This window comes from Syntrophotalea acetylenica (genome assembly GCF_001888165.1).
GTDB lineage: Bacteria > Desulfobacterota > Desulfuromonadia > Desulfuromonadales > Syntrophotaleaceae > Syntrophotalea > Syntrophotalea acetylenica.
Genome location: NZ_CP015455.1, coordinates 84,993 through 97,489 on the forward strand (window position 1 = coordinate 84,993; position 12,497 = coordinate 97,489).

A 12,497-nucleotide genomic window follows, 5' to 3' on the forward strand; every position below is an offset into this window, starting at 1 on the left:
TTACCGGCGTAAAAGTGCCCGGCAGGGAGCGCCATCAGCACAGGCAAGCTTCAATGGCAGACAGATAAGTTCGTAGGCCCCCGCATCGATGGCGGAAAGATCCAGGCCTTCAAGGATCACTCCTCCATCGCGAAGCAGACGGTGATGTACTTCGCCGTCCCCATCCCAGGCCTCGATGGAAAGATAATCGATGCCAACCAGCTCGATACCGAGATCGCCAAGAAAGCGTGCGCCATCCAGACCCAGAGACTGGTAGTCCATGCAAAACCCGGGCTTCTGCCAAAGATGCGAATTGTTGGTTTTAAGAAGCAATCGCCGGCATTCGGCAAGATCCAAGGACCGCAGATGTTCCGCGCCGATCAATCCTGAAACGTGGCGCAGGTCGACCACACGACAGGGACCGATAAGCGCCTTCAGCGGCAGGTCGGAACCGGTATACCCCCACAACCCCGCATGCCCGGCAAGGTCGAGGTGGGTACCGACATGGCTGCTGCAGGACAATTGACTGACATGGAACCCCCCCGCTTGCGCAGCGACAGAGGCGATGCGGCAGGGAGGATCCTGGGGAAACCCGGGGAGAGCCGGATGAAGGGAGACGCTGATATCGAAAAGCTGGGGAGGGTGGCTCATGGATTCTCTCTTTTGCAGGTCCAAACACGCATCACGGCTGTAAGCATCAGGTTGATAACCACCACTGAGAGGCCTGCCACCAGAGACAGGGGATGAACCCCCAACGGCCCGACCAGAACAGATATGACCAAAGCAATTGCCAGCAGCCTGAAAGGCGTAGCGCAGAAAAATACGATGACGGACCGGCGACCCCGATTCAGGAGCAGACGAACCAGTGATCTGTGCAACGAGTGGAAACCGGCAATCACCAGCAGCCCCCCACCTAGCACGCCCAGGACAATCGGCGCCGAACGCCACCATAGGCTCGCCGCAAGCATGACGCAGAGAATAATCCAGTTTCTGCAAGCCAGCTCCCTGATCAGATGATCGTCACCGGTGGCCATCTTCTTCGCTCTGCCGGCGCAATTCCCGCCGCGTAAGAATAAAAATATTGCGAAAACCGGCGGCGATTCCGAAACCGAGAAACACCAGGGTCAGCCACGGAGAAGTCCCCAGCCAGCGATCGAGATAATACCCCATGGCCAGGCCGATCAATGTCGCGGCCACCATCGAAATGCCGACCCCGGAGAGAAAGCCGATGGACCTTATCAGCTTTTGTCTGTCTTCAGCCATATACGAATTTTTCCAGGAAAAATGCTAAGACCAACCGCTTACCCGATCTTCGTCACAGGCGGAGCAATAAAGAACCGTGTCTTCGGAAAAAACCGCCCTCGCATGAATACAACAGCCGGGATTCAGCCCGCGAACAATTGCAGAAAATGCGCAAACAAGGCCTTGTCCACATCCGCCACCTCCTGCTCCTTCATAATCCGCAGAGCGTCGAAGGTGGAGCGCCTGCGGTGATAGGGCCGTTCAGCGGTCAGCGCTTCATAGATATCGGCGATGCGGCAAATACGCGCATAGGGATGGATATCCGCCCCCATCTTTCCGCGGGGGTACCCTTTACCGTTATCTTTCTCATGGTGCTCAAGGGTAATGGTGCGGGCTTCATCGGTAATGATGCCGTTTTCTTCCAGGATCCGGAACCCTTCCTCCACGTGGCAATTCACGACCTGCCGCTCCTGCTCGGTCAGCGGGCCCGGCTTGTTGAGAATTTCAATGGGAATCCGGCATTTGCCGAGATCATGGAGGAAAAACCCCATGCCCAGGTTGTGCATGTCGTGTGCCCTGTCCAGACCGAAAAACAGCCGCGCCAGGGCCACCGCAAAAATTCCGACATTGGTGGAATGAACATAGGTGGCGTGGTCGAAAGAGGTCAACTGTATCAGATACCGGGTGGCCTGATCGCTCTGAACAATCAGATCGACCGTCGGCACGATCATATCGCAGGCTTGCCTGATGAAAGGACCTCGTGGATCATCGAAGGCACGTCGCATGGCGTCCCGGCAACTGGCCTGCACCACTCTCGCCTTGACAGACGCCTCAATGTGGGGATTCTTGACGATTTCATCGAGCCTGGTGCGCAATATGCGGCTGAAACATCCCGAATCCTGCCCCTGCACGAACAGTTGCCCAATGCCAAAAAACTGCAATCTTTTCAAGGCGTCCCGGTCCAGGGTGCTGGACCGGGACGCCAGCAGTACGTATTGGCCGCTTGCGTTGCGCCGATATAGATCGCACGGAGCCTTGTCAACGCAATCGAGGATATCGACGTTTACGGAAAAAAATGATTCTTCAGCGGCAATTTCCGCCCCCTCGGGGGCTTTCCCGGCATCGGACAACCTCGGATTATCAGGATCTCCAGTTAAATCCAATGGCGATCAACTCCTGTAAGGATCAGGACTCCAGATAAGCGGTTATGCTTTCGGCAATGGTCTGGAAAATACGTCTGAACTCTTTTTCATTGCGTTCCAGCAAAGTGATGCGGAAGCCCATTTCCCGAGTGCAGAAAGATGACAGGGGAACCACACAAATACCCGTTGATGCCAACAGATAGTAAACGAAACGTTTGTCAAGGGAGACCCCGGGCTGGTTGACAAGTCGCTCGACGAGAGCCCGAACCTCCTGGTTTTCGATGGGAAGAGTCTGCTGGTGGGTCAAACATTCGGTTTTTATCACGACGCTCATGTAAAAAGCGCCGTTGGTGCGGTTGACTTTGGTGCGGGGCACGTCTTTAAGGATTTCATACGCGATGTTCGAACAATGCTCGTAACGTGCCCGTCGTTCGTCGAGATAAGCGGGATACTCAGGATGACTCAGAATGTGGGGTATGGCCTTCTGCGGCAAGGTGGTGGAACAGACCTCCACCATCTTGGCGTTGAGAATGCTCTGGACATAGCGCTTGAATACCGGGTCCCGATCGGCATTATAGATCTCGATCCATCCGCAGCGCGCCCCGGGCCAGGGGACTTCCTTGCTGATGCCGCGCAACGCCATGCCGGGCACATCGCCGATCAGATCGGAAAGGGGCTTGGTGGACTGTCCGTTGTAAACGATATTCAGATAGACCTCGTCACAGATGACAAACAGGTCGTATTCCCGCGCGATGGCTATCATTTCCCGAAGAATTCTTTCAGGATAAACGGAGCCGGTCGGGTTGTCCGGATTGATAATCAGGATACCGGAAATCGCCGGATTGTATTTCACGGACAGGCGCAGGTCGTCCAGATCCGGATACCAGTGATTGTCAGGATCCAGGCGATAGGAGATCGGACGTTGCCCGGCATGCGCGGCCTCGGCCGAAGAATGGGTTGAATAGGTCGGTGACGGCCCTATGACCCGTGCTTCCCGGCGCAGGAAACCATAAACTTTCTGGATGGCGTCGCCCAAACCGTTAAAAAACAGAATATCATCGGAGGTGATCTGCGCCTTCCCCCGCTTGTTGGTGCGTTCCGCCAGATACTGACGGGTCTCCAGAACCCCCTTGGTCGGACAATATCCGTAGGAACAGTCTTCCATAACCAGGTCGGCAATCAGTTTCTTCATCCATTTGGGGATTTTCTCACCCTTGGCCACGGGATCGCCGATATTCTCCATATTGATCTTGATTCCCATCCGCTGGAGCGTATCGGCTATCTCGACGATAGCGCGAATTTCATAGGTCAACTCACCCGCACCGATATGTACGATATCGTTTCTCATAAATCTGACCGCTATCCCTTCCTAGGCCCCGGTTCACATCAACGACACATCAAACACCAAATAAAAAAGCCATGAGCGTTTAAATCTCATGGCCTTACTGCAGGATATCCCCGACTTCCCGGAAATTCAGACAGCAAGACAACGAGCACCGGCGCGGCCTTGTGCCGCCCTGCTCTTCGCTCGCTCTGCCTGTGCCGGAACCATCCGCCGATCCAAAAGGTAAATCATGGGATATTCTCCTTTTATCTTCCGGTTGGTTAGCACAGACAGCTGGGAAAGTCAATCCCCAACAAGTCCCTTCCGGCGCCCCCGCGGGTTTTCCAAAATAGTTCAGAAGCCCTTTTCTGGCCCGTTTCGATAGATGCCCGAAGTAAAGAATTTGGCCTACATGGTCGGATTATGGTATAAAAAGGCCTTATTTTTTCAAGGAGACCTGTTTCCTCATGAATATAAAGCGCATCCTGAAAATCTCTTTGTGGGCCTGTTTTGGACTGTTTCTGGCAAGCTGCCTGATGCTTGGGGTTGCCTATTGGTCGGTCTCTGCCTCGCTGCCAAAAGTCGACACCCTGTCCGATTATCGCCCACCTATCGTCACGACCATCTATGCCGACGATGAAACCGTCATCAGCGAATTTTCCCAGGAAAGAAGGATTCTCGTCCCCATCTCACGGATACCCCGGCAACTGGTTCAGGCGTTTGTCGCCGCGGAAGATTCGAAATTCTATCAGCACCGCGGCATCGACCTTTTTTCGATCGTGCGCGCCGCGCTCAAAAACCTGATGGCCGGAGGCATCCGCCAGGGCGGCAGCACCATTACCCAACAGGTTGCCAAAAGCCTGTTACTGACGCCGGAAAAAAAATTTTCCCGCAAATTCAAAGAAGCGATCCTGGCCCGCCGCATGGAACGAAGCCTGTCAAAAGACGACATTCTCTTTTTGTATCTGAATCAGATCTACCTTGGGCACGGTGCTTACGGCGTTCAGGCTGCGGCGGAAAATTATTTCGACAAGAATGTCGGCGACCTGTCACTTGCGGAAAGCGCCATGCTGGCCGGACTGCCGCAGGCTCCGAGCCGCTATTCCCCTTTTCACAATTATGAAAAAGCCAAAACCCGCCAGATCTATGTATTGAATCGTATGGTCGAGGACGGCTATATCACGCGACAACAGGCGGATAAGGCCGTATCGGAAAATGTCGTGATCCACCCTCGTAACGAACGCCAGATTCCCGGAGCGGCCTATTTCACGGAGCAGGTGCGTCGATATCTGGAAGAGAGATACGGTACCGAGGTCCTCAATACCGGCGGACTGAAAGTCTACACCACCATGAACGTGGCCATGCAGCAAGCCGCTCAACTGGCGGTACGGTCCAACCTTGTCCAACATGACATCCGCCGCGGTTATCGTGGCCCCCTGAAGACTTTCGACAGCGACCGGCAAGCCGAATTTTTATCCAAACAGGAAGCAATCTACAAACAGCCACCGGAGCCCGGAACTCTGGTCGAAGGCGTTGTCATCGGCTCCCGCGACCATCGGGCGATTGTGCGCATCGGTCGTTTTACCGGAATCATTCCCCTTAACCAGGGTGGCCTCGCCCATAAACTGCGGGTCGTCGACCGTGGTCAGAAAGTCAAATTTGTCGGGGAGCGCGCCACCACTCTGCCGATCGGTTCGGTGGTGCAGGTAAAAATCAAGCAAAGCTCCGATACGGAAATGACTCTGTCCCTCTACCAGGAGCCGGCCGCACAGGGCGCTCTCATCGCTCTTGCGCCCCATACCGGTGAGGTCAAGGCGCTGGTGGGCGGTTACGATTTTAATCGCAGCCAGTTCAATCGAGCCATTCAGGCACACCGCCTGCCGGGTTCCGCGTTCAAACCCCTGATCTATGCAGCCGCTCTGGATAAAGGCTACACGCCGGCAACCATCATGCTCGATACTCCCGTGATCTATCGACAGAAAGGCGAAGACGGCACGGAAACGGAATGGAAACCGAAAAACTATGCCGAAAAATTCACCGGGGTAACAACCCTGCGCCAGGCATTGGCACAATCCTATAACGTGGTAACCATCAAAATGCTGCAGGATATCGGCGTGGGTTATGCCATCAATTATGCCAAAAAGCTGGGTATCGAATCACCCTTGAACCGGGATCTGACTTTAGCTCTTGGATCTTCCGCCGTCTCCCCCATGGAACTGGCCTCGGCATACTGCGTCTTTGCCAACGGTGGCGTACTTCTCCGGCCTGTGTACATCACGAAGGTTGTCGATCGCCATGGAAGGATTCTGGAATCACGGGATCCCGCCGATTTTCCCGGAGGACCCGATCCCGATCAGACACTGATCAATCAATTTCCGCGAAGGGTGATCTCCCCGGAAACAGCCTATCTGATTACCAACCTGATGGAAAGCGTGGTGCAGGATGGCACCGGCTACCGCGCCAAAGCGCTGCAAAGACCCGTGGCCTGCAAGACCGGAACCACCAACGATCAGAAAGATGCCTGGTTCGTCGGATACGGCCCGCGGCTGCTGGCCGTGTCCTGGGTAGGTTACGATCAGGAGCGGTCTCTGGGACCCCTCGAAACCGGCTCCAAGGCCGCGGCTCCGGCATGGGTCGAGTTCATGCGACAGGCTCTTGAAAACCAGCCTGTCGAACATTTTCCGGTTCCGGACGGCATCGAATTCCGCCCCATTGATCCGGCTACCGGACTTCTGGTTCCCGAGGATGCTTCCACCATGACTGTGGAGGCGTTCGCTCCGGGAACAGCTCCGACCCGTTACGCTCTGGAAGCGCAGCAGCCCCAGGCCATTGATTTTTTCCAGATGGACATGGAGGAGTGAGCTCTATTTCCTGATGTGAATGTCAGGCAGCCCGATCCTGGGACAATCGGCTTGCAACGGACATTGGTCGCACAGCGGACGCTGAGCTTTGCATAACCGTCGTCCGTGATGGATCAGCAAATGGCTTGTTTTGGTCCAGCAGGATGGCGGCAGAATCTGGCACAGTTCCGACTCGATGCCTTCCGGATCGCTCCGGCGGCTCCAACCCAGACGCCGCACAAGGCGCTTGACATGTGTGTCGACAGCCAGACCGGGTATGTCAAACGCGTTACCCAGCACCACGTTCGCGGTTTTACGCCCCACACCCGGCAATGTCACAAGCTCCTCCATGCGACGCGGAACCTGGCCGTTACATTGGTTAACGACCTGCGCCGCACAGGCAATCAGGTTTTTGGCCTTGTTACGAAAAAACCCTGTACTGCGTATAACGGCTTCAACCTCTTCGGGATCCGCAGCAGCCAGCTGTCGGGGGCCTGGATAAAGAGAGAACAAATTTTTTGTCACCTTGTTGACCTGACGGTCCGTACACTGGGCCGACAGAATGGTTGCCACCAGCAGCTGCCAGGGATTTGCAAAATCGAGGGCACAGCGGGCTTCGGGATAAAGATCCTCCAGAACATCCAAAATCCCCATCATGGCATCCATCCGTTGTTTCGTTCGGGACATGCTGCCTCCTCGTCAAATCAACAAAAAGGGTCGACCGGTCAACACCGGACAACCCCCATCGCAACACCCGCATAGCCTTTTCATGTATCTTATCAACGCCATCAACAGTTTTATCCACAGGCTGTGTCTAACCCGGCGCGATTTCCATTCTTCGGTGTTTCAGTTCCTTTATTTTCACATAATTGCGTGGATCGGCCACCCGCACGGTCAGCACCAACGGTAAATGACTGGAAGCCCTGCGTGCCAGACTGTGCCGATATATGCGAGAATCAATGATTCGGAGCTGGCCGCCGAGATAAGCCCGGTCCCGCCCACACAGCGGCAGCCATGCAGGAAAGGTCGCCCTGTACAGGGGTCTTTTGGCGGGACGCAGACAAGGCAAAAACAGTCCCTGGTCGAAGGGCCATAGCACATCGGCAAAATCGCCGAGCATCAGCAGCGGGCAGCCTGATGAATAAAACCGGACCCCATCCCGATCATCGAGCAAACGCCTGATTTGCCGGCGTCTAACCCCGGGATGCTTATGCAACCGCACATTGAACAGATGCAGGCAGCGGCCGGAGATATTTACATCCGCACAGAGGCAGCTGCCGCCCTCCAATTCTATGGTGCGTACGCCGTGCAGCGGATAATAGGAAAGGAAAGCGTTACCGCCAGGGGTGGCGGGGCCGTAATAATTCATGGCCAGGCGCTCCCCGAACCAGGCAACCTGGTCTCCGTCCCGTAATGTGTCCACTTCCTGCAATGCGATAATATCGGGTCCCGCGCAGCCGATAACATCAAGTACCCTGCCCGGATCCCTCCGGCCATCCGTCCCCAGGCAACCGTGAATGTTATAGGTCATGACCCGGATGGTGTACATTCTGCCCCCGAAAAGTGCGAGCGTTCCTATCCGTTCTTATCGGTTCATTTCCGCTTTGAGCGAACGTTGCATGAGATCGGAAACCGCCGCGCGTGGATCCTTGTTTTCAAACAAAATCAGGTACATCTGCTCAATTATAGGTGTCTCTACAGACAACTTTTTAGCCAACTGATAAGCGGACAGAGTGGTTTTTACCCCCTCGGCAACCATCTTCATACCAGAAAGTATATCGTCCAGCTTGCGCCCGCGGCCCAGTTCCAGTCCCACACTGCGATTGCGGGAAAGGTCTCCGGTGCAGGTCAGTACCAGATCCCCCATTCCGGATAATCCCATAAAGGTCTGTTCCCGGGCTCCCATAGCCATCCCGATCCGCGTCATTTCCACCAGACCACGGGTTATGAGCGCCGCGCGCGCATTGTAGCCGTAGCCCAGACCATCGGAAACACCCGCGGCCAATGCAATGACGTTTTTTAATGCCCCGCCAAGTTCCACCCCGACAATATCACTGCTGCGATAGACTCGGAAATAATGGCAGCTGAAAGTAGTCTGTACCAATCGGGCTATGCGCTCGTCGTTCGAGGCTACGGTTAGTGCCGTAGGCACTTCAGCCGCCACTTCGCGGGCAAAGGTCGGTCCGGATAAAAATGCCGTGTTTTCAAGACGATGCGCAGGCAGAATCTCGCGCAGGACTTCGGACATTGGCATAAGCGTATCGTTTTCAATGCCTTTGGCAGCAGAAACCAGGATGGTATTGTCTGCCAGATACGGCTCGGCTTGCCTCACGACAGCCCGCATGACCTGGGAGGGAGCGACCAGAACCACCATTTCCTTGCCGCCGGCGACTTCGGGCAATTCGGAGGTGAACTCCAGCTTTTCATCCAAGGTAAAGTCCGGAAGAAAAAGATCATTCTTGCGATTGGCACGCATGCGCTTAACCAGATCTTCTTCATAGGCCCAGAGAGTTACCGTATGGCCGTTTTTTGACAACAGGTCCGCCAATGTGGTTCCCCAACTGCCTGCCCCGATAACGCCTATTTTCATACATGTCTCCTGGTCAGATGGCCTTGTTCTTTTTTTTCAATCGCTGCCTGATGTGCATGCTCCGCTGGTCAAGAATGGCTTTTCTGGCGTAGCGGCCCTTCAGCTTCTCGAGTATCTGCAGGGCCTTGTGCAAATCACCGCGCTCCTCATGAACCTGAGCCAGAGTAAAAAAACCTTCCAGCGCAAAGGAATTTTGCGGATATTCCCGACAGAGACGGTTTAACACCTGCTCGGATTCATCTGTTTTCCCTTCCAGGAAAAAAGAAGAACCAATTTGATATAAAGACTGCGGCACAAGTTTGCTCTGCGGATAATCAGCAAGCAAGATTTCGAACTCGATACGCGCTTGTTCAAAATTATTCATGCGGAAGTAGGTGTCCGCTATTTCATACTGTATGTGATCGGTTTGCGGCATTTGACTGTCGAGCATCTTCTGGTAACTCACCAGAGCTCTACCGTAATCCTTCAGATGGTATTTATAGATATCCGCCACCTGCCTGCGTGCGGCATCACACCAGGGTGTTTCAGGGTAATCCCTCTCTACCAGCAGAAAGGCAAGCAGCGCTTCCTGTTCCCTGTGCAGGTGCAACAGCATGATATCCCCCGCAAGCAACAAAGCCTTGGCTCCGGCGGCAGTGCGGGGATAGTGCTCATGAAGGCTGCGCAACTGACTTATTGCCCGCTGATACCGTTGTTTTTCAACGAGCTTTTCTGCCCTTCTCAACAGGGTTCCCGGTATTTTTTCCTGCCAGGCTCGATATCCATACCAGCTGCCGACAGCTGTCAGCAACCCCAATAAACCAATCGTCAGGCAGAAATACCGGCTATTCCACGTCTTCCGGGTTCTCCGTTTCTCCTCCTTCAAGAGATTCTTCTTCAATCTCGCCAGTTCCATTTTCCTCTTCTTTTTCGGCCAGTTTAGCCACTGCGACAATACGTTCCCCAGGCTCCAGTACCATCAGTCTGACCCCTTGGGTATTACGCCCGATAACCGAAAGATCAACAACCCGGGTGCGCAGAACCTTGCCGCCATCAGTGATGAACATCAGGTCAAAATCGTCGTTTATCAATTTAATGTCGACAACCTGCCCATTGCGTTCCGAGGTTTTTATGGTGATGATTCCCTTGCCGCCACGTCCTTGCTGGCGGTATTCATCGAGATAGGTCCTCTTGCCGTAGCCTTTTTCAGTAACAGTCACCAGGGTGGCGGCAGTGGTATCGGAAACAACTTCCATGCCGATAACCCGGTCATCTTTCTCCAAATGCATGCCTCGCACCCCGCGCGAAGTCCTGCCCATGGGCCGGGCCTCTTTCTCGGGAAAACGGATGGCCTTGCCGCTCTGGCTGGCCAGCAGAATATCCATGTTACCGTCCGACAGGCGCGTCGAAACCAGACGATCGCCTTCATCGACGGTCAGAGCGATAATACCGCCGGAGCGGGGATTGGCATAAGCCATCAGATCCGTCTTTTTAACAATGCCGTTCTGGGTAGCGAATACGATATAGCGATCTTCTATGAACTCTTTTACCGGAAGAATACTGGTGACGTTTTCCCCGCTGGCCAGTTGCAGAAGGTTTACAATGGCCTTGCCGCGGGAAGCCCTTCCCCCCTGGGGAATCTCATGGACCTTAAGCCAGTAAACCTTGCCTGCGTCGGTAAATACGAGAACGAAAGAATGCGTAGATGCAATAAACAGCTGTTCGACGAAATCTTCTTCCTTGGGCCGCATACCGGTGACGCCTTTCCCCCCGCGCCGCTGGGCGCGGTATAAAGACACGGCATTGCGCTTTATGTAACCGGCATGAGATACCGTTACCACCATATCCTCGTCGACAATCAAATCCTCCAGTGACAGGTCGCCACGCTGATCCACAATTTCAGTTCGACGCTCATCGGCAAATTTATCCTTGATATCAAGCAGCTCGGTCTTGATGATATTTAGAATTTCCACATCGCTGGCAAGAATCTCCTTCAGCCGCTGAATCAGAGTCTGAATTTCCCGATATTCTTCGAGAATCTTGTCCCGTTCCATGCCTGTAAGCCGATGAAGGCGCATATCAAGAATCGCCTGGGACTGAACATCCGACAGAGCAAACCGCATTATGAGGCGTTCTTTCGCCTCACGGGGATTCGCCGACTGCTTGATTATGGCGATCACTTCATCCAGGTTTTCCAGAGCAATCTTGAAACCTTCGAGAATGTGGGCCTTTTCCTCGGCTTTGCGCAGATCGAAAATGCAGCGCCGGGTGACGATCTCCCTGCGATGATCCACAAAATGTTCCAGCACTTCCCGAAGGCTCAGCACACGGGGCTGACCATTGACAATGGCCAGCATGATAATACCGAAAGAAGACTGCATGGCCGTCATTTTATAGAGTTGATTGAGAATAACGTCGGGAATGACGTCCTTTTTCAACTCCACCACGACCCTTATGCCCTCACGGTCCGATTCATCGCGAAGATCGGAAATGCCTTCAATTTTACGGGTTTTTACCAGCTCGGCAATTTTTTCGATCAACTTGGCTTTATTGACCTGATAGGGGATTTCGGTAATGACAATTTTTTCGCGACCGGTACGGCGATCTTTTTCCACCAGCGCCCGGGCCCGCATATGCACGATCCCCCGCCCGGTTTCATAAGCCTGGCGGATACCTTCCCTGCCTAGAATAAAGCCCGCCGTGGGAAAATCGGGGCCCGGTATAAGGCGAAGCAGATCTTGGTTGTCGACAGTCGGATCATCCATGATGCTGATGAGTCCATTTATAACCTCACCCAGATTGTGAGGTGGTATCTTTGTGGCCATGCCAACGGCAATGCCCTCGGAACCATTTACCAGAAGATTGGGAAACTTGCAGGGCAATACCAATGGTTCCTGCAGTGAATCGTCATAGTTCGGTCCGAAATCGACGGTTTCCTTCTCCAGATCGGCCAGCAGTTCGTGCGCCAGTTTGTCCATACGCACTTCCGTATAACGCATGGCGGCGGCGCTGTCGCCGTCAAGAGAACCAAAATTCCCCTGCCCGTCAACCAGGGGGTAGCGCATGGAAAAATCCTGTGCCAAGCGAACGATAGTATCGTAAACGGCAGAATCTCCGTGAGGATGATATTTACCGATAACGTCGCCGACCACGCGTGCGGATTTTTTATATGGCTTATTGTAGGCGTTACCCAGTTCGTGCATGGCATACAAGACCCGCCGGTGCACAGGTTTCAGCCCGTCCCTTATATCCGGAAGAGCCCTGCCGATTATAACGCTCATGGCATAGTCCATGTAGGACTTGCGCAGTTCATCTTCTATATTGACGGTTTTTTTGTTCTGTTCCGATAGCATCTTTTATCCTCCGGGAAAAACCGGGACTCTGCGCCGGACAGTCCTGCC

At 54.1% G+C, this 12,497-nt stretch carries 11 protein-coding genes; 1 reads left to right on the forward strand and 10 read right to left on the reverse strand.

Annotated features, from left to right (window positions below; genetic code table 11):
* The 5 genes from A6070_RS00440 to A6070_RS00460 form a co-directional block, all read right to left on the reverse strand.
* Positions 1 to 630, reverse strand: a complete 630-nt coding sequence (locus A6070_RS00440; RefSeq protein ID WP_072286558.1) for a cyclase family protein — start codon at positions 628 to 630, stop codon at positions 1 to 3.
* Complete coding sequence (locus tag A6070_RS00445) at positions 627 to 1,013, reverse strand: ATP synthase subunit I (RefSeq protein WP_072286559.1); 387 nt, start codon at positions 1,011 to 1,013, stop codon at positions 627 to 629. The genes A6070_RS00440 and A6070_RS00445 overlap by 4 nt, the downstream gene beginning before the upstream one ends.
* Entirely contained in the window at positions 1,000 to 1,242 is a 243-nt protein-coding gene (locus A6070_RS00450) for an AtpZ/AtpI family protein (RefSeq protein WP_072286560.1), read from the reverse strand. The genes A6070_RS00445 and A6070_RS00450 overlap by 14 nt, the downstream gene beginning before the upstream one ends.
* A gap of 122 nt (positions 1,243 to 1,364) precedes the next feature.
* Complete coding sequence (locus A6070_RS00455) at positions 1,365 to 2,384, reverse strand: HD-GYP domain-containing protein (RefSeq protein ID WP_145926387.1); 1,020 nt, start codon at positions 2,382 to 2,384, stop codon at positions 1,365 to 1,367.
* 22 nt (positions 2,385 to 2,406) lie between these two features.
* Complete coding sequence (locus A6070_RS00460) at positions 2,407 to 3,711, reverse strand: pyridoxal phosphate-dependent aminotransferase (RefSeq protein WP_072286562.1); 1,305 nt, start codon at positions 3,709 to 3,711, stop codon at positions 2,407 to 2,409.
* Positions 3,712 to 4,154: 443 nt separating this feature from the next.
* Here A6070_RS00460 and A6070_RS00465 point away from each other — a divergent pair, with 443 nt between their 5' ends.
* Positions 4,155 to 6,548 carry a penicillin-binding protein 1A gene (locus A6070_RS00465; RefSeq protein WP_072286563.1) on the forward strand — a complete coding sequence of 798 codons (2,394 nt, stop codon included), beginning with the start codon at positions 4,155 to 4,157 and terminating at the stop codon, positions 6,546 to 6,548.
* Between the two features lie 3 nt (positions 6,549 to 6,551).
* Here the strand turns inward: A6070_RS00465 and nth are convergent, their stop codons facing one another.
* The 5 genes from nth to gyrA form a co-directional block, all read right to left on the reverse strand.
* Positions 6,552 to 7,214 carry an endonuclease III gene (gene nth / locus A6070_RS00470; RefSeq protein WP_072286564.1) on the reverse strand — a complete coding sequence of 221 codons (663 nt, stop codon included), beginning with the start codon at positions 7,212 to 7,214 and terminating at the stop codon, positions 6,552 to 6,554.
* Positions 7,215 to 7,341: 127 nt separating this feature from the next.
* Entirely contained in the window at positions 7,342 to 8,076 is a 735-nt protein-coding gene (locus A6070_RS00475) for an endonuclease/exonuclease/phosphatase family protein (protein ID WP_072286565.1), read from the reverse strand.
* Positions 8,077 to 8,112: 36 nt separating this feature from the next.
* A complete protein-coding gene (locus A6070_RS00480; RefSeq protein WP_072286566.1) occupies positions 8,113 to 9,117 on the reverse strand; it encodes an NAD(P)H-dependent glycerol-3-phosphate dehydrogenase in 1,005 nt (334 codons plus the stop codon).
* Positions 9,118 to 9,130: 13 nt separating this feature from the next.
* A complete protein-coding gene (locus A6070_RS00485; protein WP_083558584.1) occupies positions 9,131 to 10,012 on the reverse strand; it encodes a tetratricopeptide repeat protein in 882 nt (293 codons plus the stop codon).
* Positions 9,942 to 12,449 carry a DNA gyrase subunit A gene (gene gyrA, locus A6070_RS00490; protein WP_072286568.1) on the reverse strand — a complete coding sequence of 836 codons (2,508 nt, stop codon included), beginning with the start codon at positions 12,447 to 12,449 and terminating at the stop codon, positions 9,942 to 9,944. The genes A6070_RS00485 and gyrA overlap by 71 nt, the downstream gene beginning before the upstream one ends.
* Positions 12,450 to 12,497: the final 48 nt, after the last annotated feature.

Coding starts and splice junctions, on each gene's coding strand:
- A6070_RS00485 (WP_083558584.1), bottom strand. CDS start 10,012: ATGGAACTGGCGAGATTGAAGAAGAATCTCTTGAAGGAGGAGAAACGG.
- A6070_RS00450 (WP_072286560.1), bottom strand. CDS start 1,242: ATGGCTGAAGACAGACAAAAGCTGATAAGGTCCATCGGCTTTCTCTCC.
- A6070_RS00445 (WP_072286559.1), bottom strand. CDS start 1,013: ATGGCCACCGGTGACGATCATCTGATCAGGGAGCTGGCTTGCAGAAAC.
- A6070_RS00460 (WP_072286562.1), bottom strand. CDS start 3,711: ATGAGAAACGATATCGTACATATCGGTGCGGGTGAGTTGACCTATGAA.
- A6070_RS00480 (WP_072286566.1), bottom strand. CDS start 9,117: ATGAAAATAGGCGTTATCGGGGCAGGCAGTTGGGGAACCACATTGGCG.
- A6070_RS00465 (WP_072286563.1), top strand. CDS start 4,155: ATGAATATAAAGCGCATCCTGAAAATCTCTTTGTGGGCCTGTTTTGGA.
- A6070_RS00440 (WP_072286558.1), bottom strand. CDS start 630: ATGAGCCACCCTCCCCAGCTTTTCGATATCAGCGTCTCCCTTCATCCG.
- nth (WP_072286564.1), bottom strand. CDS start 7,214: ATGTCCCGAACGAAACAACGGATGGATGCCATGATGGGGATTTTGGAT.
- gyrA (WP_072286568.1), bottom strand. CDS start 12,449: ATGCTATCGGAACAGAACAAAAAAACCGTCAATATAGAAGATGAACTG.
- A6070_RS00475 (WP_072286565.1), bottom strand. CDS start 8,076: ATGTACACCATCCGGGTCATGACCTATAACATTCACGGTTGCCTGGGG.